The organism is Enorma shizhengliae (genome assembly GCF_009676995.1).
Classification (GTDB): Bacteria; Actinomycetota; Coriobacteriia; order Coriobacteriales; family Coriobacteriaceae; genus Enorma; species Enorma massiliensis.
The window spans coordinates 560,477-577,739 of sequence record NZ_VTFZ01000001.1; the positions used below are offsets into that span (position 1 = coordinate 560,477).

The window sequence follows — 17,263 nt, forward strand, 5'->3', positions numbered from 1 at the left end:
TTCCTACAGCTCCTCTGCTAGGTAGCCACCCATGAGGTAGCCCATGACGCTTGCCATCATGAGGCCGCGCGTCCACCCGCTTGAGTCGCCCAGGCAGTGCAGGCCGCGCACGTTGGTGGTGAAGCGTTCGTCCATGCGAACGCGGTTGCTGTAGAACTTGAGCTCTGGAGCGTAGAGCAGCGTCTCGGCCGAGGCGAAGCCGGGGATGGCTTGGTCGACGGCGAGCATGAAGTTCACGATCGAGGTCATGGTGCGGTAGGGCAGCGCGCTTGTGATATCGCCCGCCACGGCATCCACGAGGGTGGGCTTGATGTTCGAGCGCGAGAGCTCCTTTTGCCAGGTGCGCTTGCCGTCTATGATGTCGCCAAAGCGTTGGACGAGGATGTGCCCGTCTCCAAGCATGTTGCAGAGGCGTCCAACATTTTGGGCGTATGCGATGGGTTGGTTGAACGGCTCACGGAAATTGTGCGTCACGAGCACGGCTAGGTTGGTGTTCTCGCTTTTGCGCTCTTTGTACGAATGGCCGTTCACCACCGCCAGGCCGCCGTCATAGTTTTCCTGGCTTACAAAGCCGCCGGGGTTTTGGCAGAACGTGCGCACCTTGTTGCGGAAGGGGTTGGGATAGCCGATAAGCTTGCTCTCGTAGAGCACGTCGTTCACGCGCTCCATCACCTCGTTGCGCACCTCGACGCGTACACCCATATCAACGGCGCCCGGAACATGGTCGATGCCGTGCTCGGAGCAAAGGTGCTCGAGCCAATCCGCTCCGCGGCGGCCCGTTGCCACGATAACGCGCTCGGCGTCAATGCGCAGCGCCCCCTCGGGTCCTTCGGCGACGACGCCTCGGCACGCGCCATCCTCAATGATGAGATCGCGGCAGTCGGTGTTGAACACGATCTCTACGCCTCGGTCAATGAGGTCGCGCTCGATTCGCCCATAGATTTCCTGGGCTTTCTCGGTTCCGAGGTGCCGGATGGGGCAGTCGACGAGTTTAAGTCCGGCTTGGATTGCTCGCAGGCGAATCTTACGTACAGAATCCGGCGCATCGATCCCTTCGACGTGCTCATCGGCACCAAACGCAAGATAGATGCCATCGACTTCGTCGATGGTCTTTTGGGCAAGGTCGCACCCAATGAGCTCAGGAAGATCACCGCCCACCTCGTGCGAGAGAGACAGCTTGCCATCCGAGAATGCGCCGGCCCCAGAAAACCCCGTGGTGATGCGGCACGGGCTGCACTGAACGCAGCGGCCTGCACGCGCTTTGGGGCACGAGCGCTTTTCGATGGGTAGGCCCTTCTCAACCATGACGATGTGAAGCTGCGGACGCTCGCGTATGAGCCTGAGCGCCGTGAAGATGCCCGAAGGCCCAGCTCCAACGATGGCTACATCTGCTTGCATGGCAATCCCTCCTGTGCGTTTCGTTTTGCCGGTGTGATACTCTATCGTTCCCGCCTGCTCGCCACAAGGGCGCCCGAATTTCCCGCCGAGCAGGTGTGCCAGACATAAATGCAGGTAAAGGCCATTCTTATATACACATTGCCACGAACGCGGCATAGCCTGTGATGGAGTCGGGAACGTGCGCCCCGTAGGATGAAGCTGTCGAAGGGGGCGCTAGTGAAGGCGATCGAACTCGTAACATATCTGAATGAGCGCGAGGCTGCATCGATTGATGAACTGACGTCCGAGTTCGAGGTGAGCGCTCGCACGGTGCGTCTGCATATTCAACGCACCAACGAGATGCTCGAAGGCCTTGCCCACATCTCCTATGCGCGCAAGCAGGGTGGCTATGTGCTCTCTGTAATCAACGAAGAGGGCTTCAGCGAATGGTTGGACCGCATGCACCGGTTCGGCGACCTCGACGGCAGCGCCTCAGATAAGCGCGTCACCTATCTCATCAATGATTTGCTCATGCGCGACGATTGGGTGACCGTTGCGAGCATGGCCCAGGTTCTCTACGTGTCGCCTCAGAGCATTTCGAAGGACCTAAAAGCCGTGGAGGCAAAGCTCGGCGAGTACGACCTGGCGCTCGAGAAGCGTCCGCGCTACGGCGTGCGCGTTCGAGGCTCCGAGCTCAACCGCCGCCTCTGCCTTGCAAGTATCGCAACGGAAGGCGTGATTGGCTCGAATCCGTTCGGTGATGAAACGGTTCCCCAGGTGGTGAAGACCATCGCCGGTTGCATCGAACGGGCGCTCGAGGAGCATCCGGTCTACATGAGCATGCTCGCCTTCCAGAATCTCGTAGTGCATCTTATGGTTGCGTTCTATCGCATCAAAGAGGACTGCCTGATCCTTCTCGATGACGAGACGCTCGACCGCATTCGCCTCACGCCCGAGTTTGCCGCAGCCAGAAGCGTTGCTAAACAGCTCGATGGGGCCTTTGGCATCACGCTGCCCGAATCGGAGGTCGCCTACATCGCCATTCACCTTGCAGGAAAGAAGAGCATCATCCCCGAGGAGAGCGCTGCTGCCGATGCTTCTTCTGCCGAGGGAGCCCATGCAGGCGCCGAGGGCTCCCATGGCGACGCGAGGGGCGCTGCACCCCACGACGCTCGCGGGGTCATCATTCCCGATGAGGTGTGGAACGTGGTCACCGAGATGCTCGACCGCGTGTGGGAGCTCTTCCATTTCGATTTTCGCGACGATCTCGAGCTGCGCATGAATCTTGCTCGGCACATCGTCCCCTTGGTTACGCGCCTGCGCTTCAATATGAGCATCGACAACCCGCTGCTTTCGGATATCAAGACGAGGTTCCCGCTCGCCTTCGCGATGGCACTCGATGCGGCCGACGTGCTCGGTAGGCATTACGGCACCACACTCTCTCAGGCGGAGACGGGCTATATCGCCCTTGCGTTCGCGCTTGCTCTTGACCGCTTGCGCGAGGAGGGGCCGCGCCGCAACGTTGTGGTGGTGTGCGCTTCGGGGCTCGGGACCTCACGGTTGCTTGAGCATGCGATTAGGAGGCAATTCGGCGATCGCATCGATAAGGTGGTACCCTGCGACGCCCTGCATGTCGAGGCGATGGACTTCACCGGCTTCGACTACATCTTCACGACGGTACCCCTCGAGGGCGAGTTCCCGATTCCCGTGCAGGAGATTCACTCATTCTTGAACGAGGTTGACGTGCGGCAGATTAACGAGCTGCTTCGCGCCTCGGCAGATATGGGTGCGGGTGCGGGGCTCTTCGACCCGGCCTGGTTCGACCCCCATCTCGATGCGGAGACGCCCCATGAGGCTATCTGCGGCCTTGCCGAGCTCATGGTCGAGCGTGCGGGGGCACCCGCCGAGCTCGTGGAGCTCGCATTGGAGCGCGAGAGCGCCGCATCAACCGCTTTCGGTAGCGGTCTAGCGCTCCCTCATCCCATTCGCTCCCTGCCCGGACCCACGAGGGTGTGCGCAGGCATTCCCAACCGCCCCATCCGTTGGGGTGACAAGGATGTTGAGCTGGTGCTGCTTGTAGCGATCGGCGACGACGGCCGCAACGCGCTGGATTGGTTCTTCTCGCGCATGGCCGAGTTGCTATCTCACGAAGAGCGCGTGAAGCGCATCGTGGACGACCGAAGTTTTGAAGTGATGATGCAGGAAATCGCCCATGGCGAGGAAAGGAGCTGAGCATGTCTGAAGAAAAGCGGAGCATGGAGGCGCAGCAGGTCGGGGGGCAGGATGTCGAGCTCATCCCGTTTGCGCTCATCGCCGATGCCGGCGAGGCCAAGAGCCTTGCGTTCATGGCACTGAACGAGGCCAAACAGGGCAACTTCGAAGCGTGCGATGACTATATGAAGCAGTCGGATGAGGCCTATCTGCGTGCGCACAATACGCAGACCGAGATTCTGGTCAAGGAGGCAAACGGCGAGCACATGCCTGTAAACGTCATGCTCGTTCATGCCCAGGACCATCTTATGACGTCGAACCTCGCGCGCGAGCTCATTCGCGAGCTTATCGAGCTGTATCGCGTCCGCAACGCGTAGCCACTTGTCGTAATGCTGGCGGCATGCCGGCAGGGGACCCAGGGAGGGAACATGGACACTACCGCACCGTTTTTCTGGGGGAGCGCGACTGCTTCCTACCAGTGTGAAGGAGCCTGGCAGGAGGGCGGGAAGGCCGAATCGATGTGGGATCGCTACCTGCATGAAAACGATTTGGAGAATGGCGATGTGGCGAGCGACCACTACCACCGCTACCGTGAGGACATCGAGACCATGGCGAAAGGTGGCCAGAACGCCTATCGTTTCTCGCTCTCGTGGCCCCGCATCATCAAGAATCGCGAGGGTGAGGTCAACGAGGAAGGCATTGCCTTCTACAACAGCCTGATCGATACCTGCCACGAGTTCGGTGTCGAGCCCTTCGTAACCATCTACCATTGGGACCTTCCGCAGTACTGGGAGGATGAGGGCGGCTGGCTGAACGAGGAGACGGCGCACGCCTTCGAGCACTATGCACGCGTCTGCTTCGATCGCTTCGGCGACCGCGTGCGCTATTGGGCGACCTTCAACGAGCCCAAGTGGTTCGTCATGAGCGGGTACCTCATCGGTAACTATCCGCCCGCCCTGCAGGATCCCGAGAAGTGCGCGCACGCAGCGTTCAACGTCATGTATGCGTCGGCGCTCGGCGTGAAGGCGTTCCGCGCGGGCGGCTATGAGGGTTCTATCGGCATCGTGCACAGCTTTGGACCCGTCGACGGTGTGGATGACACCCTCGAGACCAAGATTGCCATGCGGTTCGCCGACAACTACGCCAATAACTGGATTCTCGATACCGCTGCTACAGGCGAGCTCCCCATCGATTTGCTCACCGACCTCAACCGTCGCTTTGACCTGTCGTACATTACGCCCGACAAGCTTCAGGCGCTTCGCGAGGGTACCGTCGACTTCCTGGGTCTCAACTACTACTCGCGCGTACTCGTGCGGCCCTATACCGATGGCGAGACCCAGCTCGTGGTGAACAATTCCGGCTCGGCATTCAAGGGGTCCCAACGCGTGGTGATCAAGGGCTGGTTCGAGCAGGTGCTCGACGATCCCAACATGCAGACGACTGAATGGGGCACTGAGATTTATCCCGACGGTCTGCGCCGTGGCCTCATTGAAGTGACGCGTCGCTACCATCTGCCCATCTACATCACGGAGAACGGCATCGGTGTGGCCGAGGATGTGAGCCAGGGCGAGGTCCAGGACGATTATCGCATCGCCTTTATGAAAGATCATATCGCCGCCATCAAGGCTGCCCAGGAAGCTGGGGCCGACGTAGGCGGTTATTTCGTATGGAGCACCTTCGACCTGTATTCATGGAAGAACGGGTGCCGCAAGCGCTATGGGCTTGTCGCGGTTGACTTCGAGAACGGGTACACCCGTACCCCCAAGAAGAGCTACCGCTGGTATCGCGATTTCATCGCGGGCGAGCAGACTGGAAAACCCTATCAGGAGGAGGGGCAACGATGAGAAAAGTCATGTTGGTGTGCAACGCTGGGATGTCCACCGGCATCATGGCAAAGAAGATCGAGGAGGCGAGCGAGGGCACCCTGGAGGTCTCTGCCTACGGTGAGGCTGAGTTCGAAGACCATCTCGAGGGCGTCGAGATGATTCTCGTGGGGCCGCAAATTCGCTACCTCGTTCCCAACATTCAGGCCAAGGTGTCGTGTCCGGTGGATTCCATCGCTCCGCAGCACTACGGCGTTATGAACGGCAAGGCCGTCTATCAGCAGATCATCGATCGTATCGGAGCCTAATATGAGCAACGTCATGGACTCTCTGACAGCGTACTTGGAAAAGCACGTTCTACCGATAGCCAACAAGCTGAGCACGCAGCGCCACCTGCATGCCATCCGCGATTCGTTTATCTCGCTGGTGCCGGTCACGCTTTTCGGCGGTATCTGCACCATCCTCTCGTCCGCGCCGGCGGTCGAGCCAGGCAGCAACTTCCTGCTTGAGGCCTGGGCCAACTTCGCTGCGGCCAACTCGACGCTGCTCACCTGGGCGAATACCATGACCATGGGCGCGCTCTCGGTGTACATCGCGCTCGGTGTCACGTACTTCCTGTGCAAGCATTACAAGATCGATGCCTTTATCCCGCTGGTGCTCACGATGGGCGGCTTCCTGCTCATCTGCTTCGGGCCGGTGGAGCTTGGTTGGGATGCCAAGACGGCGGATATCCTCTATCTTGATGGCAAGGGCCTGCTCGTGGCGATCTTCCTGTCGATTCTCACCGTCGAGGGATATCGCGCCATGCGCGAGCACAATGTGGGCCGCATAGCACTCCCGCCCTCGGTCCCGGCGTCGCTCTCCGAGGCATTCGCTTCGCTTGTTCCCGGCATCATCATCCTTGCCGTCGACACCGCGATTTTCGCGATTTTCAACTCGATGGGCACCACGCTCCCCGCGTTCATCTATACCAACCTTGCTCCTGTCTTCAACGCGACCGATTCGCTCGGATTCGCTGCGATCGCTACGCTCTTGGTGCAGTTCTTCTGGTTCTTCGGCGTGCATGACGCTGCGCTCTCCGGTGTGCTCGGTCCCATCCGCGATGGCGGCCTCTCGGTGAACGCCGCTGCCCAGGCGGCCGGCGAGGCGCTCCCGAACATCTTCACCACGCCGTTCTGGGTCTACTTTGTCGTGATCGGCGGCTGCGGCTCGGTGCTGGCTCTTGCCATCCTGCTCATCCGCTCCAAGTCCAAGCAGCTGCGTACCATCGGCCGCGTGGGCATCGTGCCGGCGTTCTTCAACATCTCTGAGCCGATCATCTTCGGCGTGCCTCTCATGATGAACCCCATGTTCTTCATTCCCTTCCTGCTCACCTCTACGGTGAACGCCATCATTGCCTATGTCTGCATGATGACGGGCCTTGTTGCCAAGACGTTCGCGCTCCTCTCGTGGAACATGCCGAGCATCTTCGGCGCGTACCTTTCGACCTTCGACTGGAAGGCCGTGGTCCTCGTCGTGGCGCTGATTGCCATCGATGCCCTGCTGTACTACCCCTTCTACAAGGCTTACGAGAAGCAGCTCGTGGCTCAGGAAGAGGCCGACGAGACCTCTGCCGAGACGGCGTAGCGAGCTTGCTGTGCTTTCCGCTCGTGTGGGCGCACCCCTGCGAGCGGTGAAGGTCGAGGGTGCCTGCCCCTTTGGGCGGGCACCCTTTTTCCTTATGGGGTGAGGGTGGCGCATCCGGCCTTCGTCTGTTTGCGTGCCCAGGCGGCGGAGGCGCGCGCTTGCAACCAGGCGTGCGCGACGGGCCAAGAAGAAGGGAGAATGCATGGTTGAATCATTCGAGCGCAAGCTGGATGCGCGGCTTGTTGCCTCTATCGTGGCGGCGGGGAGCCTCTCGTTTTGCGCGGTACTGCTCTTTCTTGCCGGCACGTTGCTGAGTCATTCTGGGACGGGTCCGTTTTGGCTCACGATTAGGCGCCTTTTCGCTCATTGAGTTCTGTTCGGTTCGCGGTGCATGGCCCTTGCAGTGCCGATCCTTCACATCTTGCGCATGTGGTGGGCCTGCCGTCTCATTTTCTCGCGCTGAGCTGTTATGATGGTGCACCTTTGGGTAAAGAAGGGGAATGCGCAGCGTGCTGCCTGCGCATTCCGATAGACAACAAGTCGGCACAGCAGAGGTTTTCAGCATGTTAGACAGATTTACCGATCGTGCTCGCCGCGTCATGTCTATGGCGAAGGAAGAAGCGATCGCACTATCGTCGACCAAGGTGGGCACCGAGCATCTGCTGCTCGCGCTCGCCAAGGAAGAGGGCATCGCCTCGGAGGCGCTGCAATCGCTCGACATCTCATACGACGACGTTATGGACCAGATCAAGGAGGCGGCTTCTTCCGCCACCACCAAGCCTGCCGTCGCGGCTGGGTTTGCCGCTGCGGCCGAGCCTGCCGGCGGAGCCTCGTCGGAGGCTGCTTCAGGCACAGCTGGTGATGACGCCGATTCCGCTCCCAGCGAGAGCGCCCGCCCCTCGGGGGACGAGGGCGCTAGCTCTGAGCCAGGCGCCGCATCTGCTCCTAGCGAGAGCGCTCGCGCTACCGCGGACGCCGCTTCTGCAACCAGCGCTGCCGGCGCCGGTGCGGCCGCTGCCGGTGCGCCAACGCCCGATGGCACCTCTGGCCGCAACGCCGGGCAGGGGAAGCTCGCCTTCACCCCCTCCGTCATCACCGTGATGGAGAAGAGCTTCCGCCATGCGCGCGAGAACAACCAGACCTACGTTTCCACCGAGCACCTGCTGCTCGGCATCGTGGACGAATCGTCATGCATGGCCATGGACATCCTCATGCGCCTTGGTGTCTCGGCGGCTTCCGTGCGCCAGGCGGTCGAGAAGCTCACCTCGAAGGACCAGGGGCGCCGTCCGTTCGCGGGCGCCGCGTCCGTGCGCCCCGGCTCCGGCCTGCCGTTCTTCTCGGGCGACGCCAGCCAGGGCAAGGGCGAAGAGGCTTCGGTTCTCAAGCAGTTCGGCACCAACCTCACGCAGGAAGCGCGCGACGGCAAGCTCGACCCGGTGATTGGCCGCGAAAAAGAGGTCTCGCGCATGATGGAGATTCTTTCTCGGCGCACCAAGAACAATCCGCTCATCTTGGGCGACCCCGGTGTGGGCAAGACCGCCATCGTGGAAGGCCTTGCGCAGGAAATCGCTGCCGGCAACGTGCCCGAGAACCTCATGAACAAGAATATCTGGTCGCTTGACCTGCCGGGGCTCGTAGCGGGCGCCAAGTACCGCGGCGAGTTCGAGGAGCGCCTGAAGGGCGTGATCCAGGAGGCCACCGAGGCGGACGACATCATCCTTTTCATCGACGAGATGCACACGCTCATCGGAGCGGGCAGCTCGGCCGAGGGCTCCATCGACGCGAGCTCCATGCTTAAGCCGGTGCTCGCGCGCGGGGTGTTCCAGATTATCGGCGCCACCACGGCGGAGGAGTACCGCAAATACCTCTCCAAGGACCCGGCGTTCGAGCGGCGCTTCCAATCCATCGATATCGAGGAGCCGAGTATCGAGGACACGGTCAAGATCCTTACCGCTCTGCTCCCACGCTACGAAGAGCACCACCATGTGCACTACACCCCCGAGGCGGTTGAGGCGGCGGCGACGCTTTCGTCCCGCTACATCCAAGATCGCTTCCTGCCCGACAAGGCCATCGACCTCATCGATGAGTCCGGTGCCCGCGCCCGCATCGCACGAAACCGCGCTCCGGAGCCCGTGCGCGAGGCCGAGGCCCGTCTGGGCGAGCTCAAGGCGGCGGCCGACGAGGCGGCGGAGAACGACGACATGAACCGCGCCGCCGAGCTCAAGGAGCAGGAGAAGCAGGCGGAAATCGAGCTTTCCGAGGCGCGCGCCGCCTGGAACGCCCAGATGGATGCCGCTCCCATCGTGATCGATGTCCCGCAGATTGCCGATATCGTGTCGGTCGCTTCGGGCGTTCCCGTCTCGTCGCTCACCGAAGACGAGTCGCGGCGCCTTCTCAACTGCGAGAACGTGCTCAAGACGCGCATCATCGGGCAGGACGAGGCCGTGAACGCGGTGGCCAAGGCCATCCGCCGCTCCCGTTCCCCGCTCAAAGATTCGCGCCGTCCCGGCGGTTCGTTCATCTTCCTGGGCCCCACGGGCACGGGCAAGACCGAGCTGGCGAAGACCCTTGCCGAATACCTGTTTGGCAGCAAGGACGCGCTCATCAGCTTCGATATGTCTGAGTTTGCCAGCGAGTACGAGGTCTCTAAGCTCATCGGTAGCCCCCCGGGTTATGTGGGCCACGAGGAAGGCGGCCAGCTCACCAAGGCCGTTCGCCGTCACCCGTATTCGGTGGTGCTCTTCGACGAGATTGAAAAGGCGCATCCGGATATCTTCAATATCTTGTTGCAAGTGCTCGACGAGGGGCGTTTGACCGACGGCCAGGGCAAGACGGTCGATTTCCGCAACACGGTCGTCATCATGACGTCGAACGTTGGCGCGCGCGAGATCGCGCAAGAGTCGAGCGTGGGCTTTGGCAGCACCGGGGAGGCGGGCCTCTCTTCCACCGAGATCAAGAGCCGAGCGATGGGCGAGCTCAAGCGCCTGTTCCGTCCGGAGTTTTTGAACCGCGTGGACGACATCGTGGTCTTCCAGAAGCTTGCGGGCGAGAGCCTGACCAAGATTGCCGAGCTCTTGGTGGACGACCTGCGTCAGCGGCTCATTGCCAACGGCATGAATATCAAGCTGACGGATGCTGCCATCGCCAAGATTGTGGCCGAGGGCACCGACCTCACCAATGGCGCGCGCCCGCTGCGTCGTGCGATCCAGAAGCTCATTGAGGACCCGCTTTCTGAGGAGCTTCTGGCCGGTGAGTGGAACGCGGGCGATACCGTGCTCTGCGACGTGGTCGACGGTTCGTTTGTGTTTAGCCACGGGACGGGGGAGATTCCGGCTCCGCGAAGCACCGGAGCGCTCGGCGGCTCGTTTGAGCCCGCGCCGCGCTCACGTGCCGCCGCGCCTGCTCTTGCCGGTGGTCCTGGCGGCGCCGCCCAGTCTGGAAGCGGCACGCGTTAGCAAACCATGGCCTCAGTAGAAGGGCCGCGCTCGCACGTATGCGGACGCGGCCCTTTTTTATGCACCCCCTATTTGGGCTTTTGTAGCCAAAAATGCGATAAGTCGGTCTTTTTTCCTGCGGTTCGGGTGTCGGGTTCGCCCGCCGCGCTGGTAGACGGCCCGCGGCGAGCGCTCTACCTGCGCGTGGGGCGGCAGGTACCCGCGTTCCACAGGAAAATAGACCGACTTAGCGCAAATATGGATAGATTCCCGCAGACAGGGGAGGCATTAATATGCCGCGACGTCTAACCGCTGCTGCTCCTGCTCCCACCGCCCCTCACGACTTTTTTGAATTCTTAAGCCGCGCCGCCGGACGTCTAACCGCTGCTGCTCCTGCTCCCACCGCCCCTCACGACTTTTTTGAATTCTTAAGCCGCGCCGCCGAGCATCGGCCAATCCATGAGAAAATAGACACCGTATGAGTGATTGACGTATGAGATGTACGAGAGGGGAGAGCATATTGGATAAGAACGAGATTCAAAAGCGCATGAACGAGGCCATTCGCCTCACTGCCCCCGGACAGCCCATTCGTACCGCCCTCGACATGATCATCGCCGGGCACCTTGGCGCGCTCATCTGCGTGGGCGATACCGAGCACGTGCTTGCGGCAGGCAACGACGGGTTTCCGCTCAACATCTCGTTTACCAGCAACCGCCTCTTCGAGCTTTCCAAGATGGATGGCGCCGTCGTGATCGACGACAATCTCTCGCAGATTCTGCGAGCTAATTTTCACCTTAACCCCGATCCGTCGCTGGCAACGAGCGAAACGGGCATGCGCCATCGCACCGCTGCGCGCATGAGCGTGCTCACCGACGCCATCGTGATCTCGGTTTCCGAGCGCCGCGGCGTCGTCAACGTGTACGTGCGCGGCAAGTCGTATCAGATCCAGCCGGTCTCTGAGATCATGGCATCGGTGAACCAGCTGGTCTCGACGCTTCAGACCACGCGCGCCTCGCTCGACCGCGCCTTGTTGCGCCTTACGGCCCTCGAGCTGGACGACTATGTGACCCTTGCGGACATCACCGACATCTTCTCGAGTTTCGAGATCCTGCAGCAGGCCAAAGACGAGCTTAAATTCTGCATCGTGAAGCTCGGTAGCCAGGGCAAGCTCGTTCAGATGCAACTTGAGCAGCTTGCGGGCACCTCGATCGAGAACGACTACAACCTCATGATTCGTGACTACGCCTCGGACTCATCGGAGGATAACGCCCGCCGTATCCGCAGCCTCTTTAGCGAGATGACGCCTCAGGAGCTCACCAACCCGCAGCGTGTGGCGCAGGCTCTTGGTTACGACGACCTGGACGAGGATTCCGTTATGACCCCGCTTGGCCTGCGCACGCTTTCGCAGGTGTCGGTCGTGCGCGATGGCGTGGCCGAGAAGATCGTGGACGAGTACGGGTCACTTCAGGAGCTGCTCGACGATATCCAGAAGGATCCGGAGCGCTTGGGCGATTTCGGCGTGAACAACCCCACGATTCTTGCAGACTCGCTGTACCGCATGCAGGGCAAGCGCGGTGGTGCTGCGTGAGCGAGATGGCCGAGGGGCAGTACGAACCGACCGGGCAGCGGCACGCGTTCGCATCTCCACAACAGGCTGCGGTCTCTGCTGGGCCCTGCATGGCTGCGCCCGTTTGCGCGATTATCGTTGCGGGGGGTACCGGGTCGAGATTTGGTAACCCGGGCGGAAAGCAGCTGGTGATGGTGGAGGGCCGGCCGCTCGTGTCGTGGTGCATCGCGGCCTTTGATCGCGCTGAGCTTGTAGGCCACATCGTGGTGGTGTGCCCGCAGGAGCGAAGGTGCGAGATGGCCCGCGACGCCGTGGAACCCTTTGGATATGCGACGCCCGTAACCTATGCCGACGCCGGCTCTACCCGCCAGGATTCCACTCGTGCGGGGTTGGATGCGGCGCCGGAGGGCTTTTCCTACGTGGCCGTGCATGACGGAGCCCGGCCGCTCATCAAGCCCCAGACCATCGACAGCGCGGCTCGGGTCCTCATGGCCAATTCTGAAATCGATGGTGTGGTGTGCGGACAACCCGCTATCGATACGCTCAAGCGCGTTGAGCCCGATGGCCGCATCATCGACACCCCGCCGCGCAGCCAGTTTTGGACGGTGCAGACGCCGCAGATCTTTACGGTCGCGGCGCTTCGACGTGCGTTTGAGGTTGCCGATCGCACGGGCTTCGTAGGCACCGACGACGCCTCGCTGGTGGAACGCGCCGGCGGAAGCGTGCTCTGCGTGGAGAGCCCGCGCGACAATATAAAGGTGACGGTGCCCGAGGACCTGGCTGTGGTTGCCGGGGCGCTGCGGCGCAGTTCTGGGTATGAAGCCTGATATGTCTAGAACGACATGCAAAGGAGGTCGGCGCATGCTGCGCATCGGTCACGGATACGACGTTCACCAGCTGGTGGAGGGGCGTCGCTGCATTATCGGCGGCGTGGACATTCCGCACGATCGTGGTTTGCTCGGGCACTCGGACGCCGACGTGCTGGCCCATGCGCTTGCCGATGCGATTTTAGGTGCATGCCGCGGTGGAGATATCGGGAAGCTCTTCCCCGATACCGATCCTGCCTACGAGGGCGCCGATTCGCTGGTACTGCTTTCCCGCGTGATGGAATACGCGCGCGAGCGCGGCTATGAGTTCGTAGACGCCGATTGCACCCTGGCGTGCCAAGAGCCCAAGATCACGCCCTACCGCGACCAGATGCGCGAGAACCTGAGTCGCGCGCTCGGCGTCTCCGTGGAGTGCGTGGGCGTGAAGGCTACTACGACCGAGCGCCTCGGCTGGGAAGGCGAGGGCAAGGGCATCGGTGCCTGGGCCGTCTGCCTGCTCGAGCAGCGATGTTAGGTTTGATGCTTTCAGTTTTTTCCTGTTAAGGATTCCTGCCCGCCGCGATGTTTCGGCGAGTCCTATGCCTGCCGACGCAGTAGTCGGTTAGGATATCACCAAGAGTCGACATGCACAGGCGGTCGCCGTGCTCGCTTGTTGCGAGTTCCGTAGCAAACCTCAGCGCGCTGGGGTTTGCGGGGACTGCCCGAGCAGCAAGCGAGCACGGCGACCGCCCCCAGGAGGACCCTCATGAAGATCTACAACAGCTCTACGCACCGCAAAGAGGACTTTCAGCCCATCGAGGAGGGCAAGGTCCGCATGTACGTGTGCGGCCCCACGGTGTACGACAACATCCACATCGGCAACGCACGCACGTTCATCAGCTTCGACGTGATTCGCCGCTGGCTCATCGCGAGCGGTTACGAGGTCACCTTCGCGCAGAACCTCACCGACGTTGACGACAAGATCATCAATCGCGCCAACGAGCAGGGGCGCACCGCGGCCGAGGTAGCGGAGGAGTTCTCCGAGAAGTTCATCGGCGTCATGCGCGCCGCCAACGTGATGGACCCGGATATTCGCCCGCGCGCCACCAAGGAGATCGGCCCCATGATCGGCATGATCAAGAGCCTGATCGAGCAGGGCCACGCGTACGCTGCCGATAACGGCGACGTGTACTTCTCCGTGCGCAGCGACCCCAGCTACGGCGAAGTATCCGGCCGCAACGTGGACGACCTTATGGTGGGCGCGCGCATCGCGGCGGGGGAGGAGAAGCGCGACCCGCTCGACTTCGCCCTCTGGAAGGCCGCCAAGCCGGGCGAGCCCAGCTGGCCGAGCCCGTGGGGCGAGGGGCGCCCTGGCTGGCACACCGAGTGCGCCGCCATGGTTCACCGCTACCTGGGCACGCCGATCGACATCCACGGCGGTGGCTCCGACCTGGCATTCCCGCATCACGAGAACGAGTGCGCGCAGGCCACCTGCTGCTGGCACGAGGGCTTCGCCAACACGTGGATGCACACGGGAATGCTTCTCGTAGACGGCGAGAAGATGTCCAAGAGCCTCGGTAACTTCTTCACCCTCGCCGAGGTGCTGGAGAAGCACTCGGCTGCGGCGCTCCGCCTGCTTATGCTGCAGACGCACTATCGCTCGCCGCTGGACTTTTCTTGGGAGCGCCTGGAGGGCGCTGAGAACTCGCTCGAGCGCATCGCCACGTGCGTGGAGAATCTCGTGTGGGCGGCGAATCATGCATCTGGCGAGCCCGATGCCGACCGCGCCGCAGCGCTGATCGCCGCCGCCGAACATGCCTCCGCGGAGTTCGAGGCCGCGATGAACGACGACTTCAACACTGCGGGTGCGGTGGCTGCCTATTTCCAGCTCGTGACCGAGGCGAATACCTACCTCGACGAGGTGGGCGGCGCTGCGGACGCAGAGGCGTGCTTCGCCTGCTCCGCGGGGATCGCGGGCGCGTTCTCCATCTTGGGCGTCAAGCTTCGCGAGCCCAAGGAGGAGCTGCCGGTGGGGCTGCTCGGCGTGGCCGCCGGGCTTGCGGGGTACACGGGCGATAGCGTGGACGAAGCGGCCGAGGTCATCCTCACTGCCCGCGCCGAGGCTCGCGCCGCCAAGGACTGGGCGACGGCCGACGCCATCCGCGACCAGCTGCGCGACATGGGTCTCGTGATCGAGGACACCGCCGCCGGCTCCCGCCTCAAGCGCGCCTAATGAGACAGTTGTGCCGGGTTAAAGTGTCTCATGCTCCGAGGTGAGACAGTTGTGCCGGGTTAAAGTGTCTCATGCGAATGCTGTGGAAGGCGGCCATATCATGGAGCACGAGGTTGCCGATAGTCGTGAGGCATGGGAGGCGAACGCCGTCTTCTGGGATGCGGCGATGGGCGATGCGTCAAACGCTTTCCACCGTCAGACGGTTCGACCGGGCGTAACCGACTTGCTCAACCCACAGCCGGGCGATTTCGTGCTTGACGTGGCGTGTGGCAACGGCAACTATGCTGCCTACCTTGCGGAGCGCGGGGTGGATGTACTCGCGTTCGATTTTTCGCCCCGCATGATCGAGCTCGCCCGTTGCCGCCAGGAACGATACACGGACCGCATTGAGTTCGTCGTGGCGGATGCCACCGATGCGGATAGCTTACGCTCGCTCGCGCGTGCGCGGCCGTTCACCAAGGCCGTTTCCAATATGGCAATCATGGATATCGCGGCACTCGATAACCTCTTCGACGCCGTGCACCGCCTGCTTGTCGAAGACGGCATATTCGTTTTTGCGACGCAGCATCCATGCTTTGTGACCAGGACAGAGCGTTATAGCACGCCGCACAGCTATCGAGGCGAGGCAATCCCCGGTCAGCCGCAAGAGCACCTCTACTTTCATCGGTCCCTGCAGGATATCTTTGAGGCATGCTTTACCCACGGCTTCGTGATCGACGGCTTTCGTGGGTCGTGCTTTGCCGCAGAGCGCGAGATTCCCGCGGTGATTATCGTCCGTGCGCGCAAGGTCGCAAGCGAACGGCGATTGAGGTAAAACGTGGCCGCGTAAAGAGCCTGAAAGGCTTGGATGAATTCGTTCAACGATATCCGGGTGCGCATGCGTTGGTAGTTGGGCCAAGCGCCTTTCCGGTCGAGGATTTTCTTTTGGGCAAAGTGCCGCTGTTCCAGTGACAAGGCTCAATTCTCTATACTGCTATCCAGCAAAACGGACGCAAGGAGATGGCATGGCAAAGCAAAGCGGCGGCAAACGGCAGCGCCAAGGCGCGGGCGGCGGCCGTGGTGGACAGGGTACGGGCGGTAATCGCGAGCGGCGGGGGCGCACGCCGGATCGCAAGGGCCTTTCGTCGGATGCGGGCAGGTCGAAGGGCCGCTCTGCCGGCTCTTCGGTGCGCGGTGCGGCGGCTCGCCCTGGTGCCTCGCGCCGCCCGGCGGGGGAGTACATCGAGGGCCGGCGCGCAGCGGCAGAGGCGCTGCGCACGGGCTTCCCGGTGAAGCGCGCCCTCGTGGCCGATGCCGAGGGCCGGCGCGACGCAGCGCTCGCCCAGCTCGTCGACCAGCTGCGCGGGGCGAACATCCCGGTGGAGTACGTCGCCGCCGAGCAGCTTGACGCGCTCTCCAGCCATGGCGCGCACCAGGGCATCGCGCTCGAGGTGGGTGCCTTCCCGTACGCGGACCTCGCCGACATCATCGCCCGCGCCGATGCCGCCGGTGGCACGGGCCCCGCGCTTGTTGTGGTGCTCGACCACGTGACCGATGCCGGCAACTTCGGCGCCATCGTGCGTTCGGCCGAGGTTGTGGGGGCCGTGGGCGTGGTCATCGCCAACAAGCGCGCAGCTGAGGTGACGGTTGCCACTTACAAGACCTCCGCCGGCGCCGTCATGCACCTGCCCATCGCGCGCGTGCCAAACATTGCCCGCGCGCTCGAGCAGCTGAAAGCCGCGGGCTTCTGGACGGTCGGCGCTTCCGAGCATGCCGAGGGCAGCTGCTGGGACGCGCCGCTCACCGGCCGCATCGCGCTCGTGATGGGTTCGGAGGGCGACGGCATCAGCCGCCTCGTGCTCGAGACCTGCGACGACCTCACCAAGCTGCCGCAGCGCGGCGCGACCGAGAGCCTCAACGTTGCCCAGGCGGCCACGGCGCTCTGCTACGAGTGGCTGCGCGTGAACATCGCTGCGCTCGAAGGTTCCTCGGTGGTACTTGCAGACGCCGCCGCGCCTTCCGCCTGCGGCGCTGCCGACCTATCAAACTCGGGCAAGAATGTTCCAAAAACGGCGCATTCGGGACCGCGGACGATTTCTTGTACGTCCTACACCGCGTAGCCGAGCAGGCGGCGGTTCTCGTCCGGCGTCCTCCAGCCGAGCGACTCCGAGGCGCGCCCCGAGCGGAACCAGAGGAGCCACCGGTGC

14 protein-coding genes are annotated in these 17,263 nt (G+C 62.4%); 13 read left to right on the plus strand and 1 reads right to left on the minus strand.

What is annotated here, in order from left to right; all coding sequences use genetic code 11:
• Positions 1–3: 3 nt before the first annotated feature.
• Positions 4–1,398: an NAD(P)/FAD-dependent oxidoreductase gene (locus GJE22_RS02335; protein ID WP_144687127.1), complete on the minus strand. Its 1,395-nt coding sequence runs from the start codon at positions 1,396–1,398 to the stop codon at positions 4–6.
• 216 nt (positions 1,399–1,614) lie between these two features.
• Here GJE22_RS02335 and GJE22_RS02340 point away from each other — a divergent pair, with 216 nt between their 5' ends.
• From GJE22_RS02340 to rlmB, 13 genes are all read left to right on the plus strand, one after another.
• On the plus strand, positions 1,615–3,609 hold the full coding sequence (locus GJE22_RS02340) for a BglG family transcription antiterminator (RefSeq protein ID WP_186297339.1): 1,995 nt from the start codon (positions 1,615–1,617) through the stop codon (positions 3,607–3,609).
• 2 nt (positions 3,610–3,611) lie between these two features.
• A complete protein-coding gene (locus tag GJE22_RS02345) occupies positions 3,612–3,965 on the plus strand; it encodes a PTS lactose/cellobiose transporter subunit IIA (RefSeq protein ID WP_019127792.1) in 354 nt (117 codons plus the stop codon).
• Positions 3,966–4,016: 51 nt separating this feature from the next.
• Positions 4,017–5,432 carry a glycoside hydrolase family 1 protein gene (locus tag GJE22_RS02350; RefSeq protein WP_144687125.1) on the plus strand — a complete coding sequence of 472 codons (1,416 nt, stop codon included), beginning with the start codon at positions 4,017–4,019 and terminating at the stop codon, positions 5,430–5,432.
• Positions 5,429–5,719, plus strand: a complete 291-nt coding sequence (locus GJE22_RS02355; protein WP_144687124.1) for a PTS sugar transporter subunit IIB — start codon at positions 5,429–5,431, stop codon at positions 5,717–5,719. The genes GJE22_RS02350 and GJE22_RS02355 overlap by 4 nt, the downstream gene beginning before the upstream one ends.
• 1 nt (position 5,720) lies before the next feature.
• Positions 5,721–7,037 carry a PTS sugar transporter subunit IIC gene (locus GJE22_RS02360; protein WP_235895714.1) on the plus strand — a complete coding sequence of 439 codons (1,317 nt, stop codon included), beginning with the start codon at positions 5,721–5,723 and terminating at the stop codon, positions 7,035–7,037.
• 202 nt (positions 7,038–7,239) lie between these two features.
• Positions 7,240–7,407 carry a hypothetical protein gene (locus tag GJE22_RS02365; protein ID WP_154324058.1) on the plus strand — a complete coding sequence of 56 codons (168 nt, stop codon included), beginning with the start codon at positions 7,240–7,242 and terminating at the stop codon, positions 7,405–7,407.
• A 193-nt stretch (positions 7,408–7,600) separates the two neighbouring features.
• A complete protein-coding gene (locus GJE22_RS02375; RefSeq protein WP_235895713.1) occupies positions 7,601–10,492 on the plus strand; it encodes an ATP-dependent Clp protease ATP-binding subunit in 2,892 nt (963 codons plus the stop codon).
• Between the two features lie 472 nt (positions 10,493–10,964).
• Positions 10,965–12,059 carry a DNA integrity scanning diadenylate cyclase DisA gene (gene disA / locus GJE22_RS02380; RefSeq protein ID WP_407923523.1) on the plus strand — a complete coding sequence of 365 codons (1,095 nt, stop codon included), beginning with the start codon at positions 10,965–10,967 and terminating at the stop codon, positions 12,057–12,059.
• A 5-nt stretch (positions 12,060–12,064) separates the two neighbouring features.
• Positions 12,065–12,865 (plus strand): 2-C-methyl-D-erythritol 4-phosphate cytidylyltransferase, encoded by an 801-nt coding sequence (gene ispD / locus GJE22_RS02385; RefSeq protein WP_235895743.1) that lies wholly within the window; start codon positions 12,065–12,067, stop codon positions 12,863–12,865.
• Positions 12,866–12,899: 34 nt separating this feature from the next.
• A complete protein-coding gene (gene ispF, locus GJE22_RS02390) occupies positions 12,900–13,379 on the plus strand; it encodes a 2-C-methyl-D-erythritol 2,4-cyclodiphosphate synthase (RefSeq protein ID WP_087186777.1) in 480 nt (159 codons plus the stop codon).
• Positions 13,380–13,610: 231 nt separating this feature from the next.
• On the plus strand, positions 13,611–15,077 hold the full coding sequence (gene cysS / locus GJE22_RS02395) for a cysteine--tRNA ligase (RefSeq protein ID WP_144687123.1): 1,467 nt from the start codon (positions 13,611–13,613) through the stop codon (positions 15,075–15,077).
• 100 nt (positions 15,078–15,177) lie between these two features.
• Positions 15,178–15,891: a class I SAM-dependent methyltransferase gene (locus GJE22_RS02400; protein WP_144687122.1), complete on the plus strand. Its 714-nt coding sequence runs from the start codon at positions 15,178–15,180 to the stop codon at positions 15,889–15,891.
• A 190-nt stretch (positions 15,892–16,081) separates the two neighbouring features.
• Positions 16,082–17,176 (plus strand): 23S rRNA (guanosine(2251)-2'-O)-methyltransferase RlmB, encoded by a 1,095-nt coding sequence (gene rlmB / locus GJE22_RS02405; protein WP_144687121.1) that lies wholly within the window; start codon positions 16,082–16,084, stop codon positions 17,174–17,176.
• Positions 17,177–17,263 lie beyond the last annotated feature (87 nt).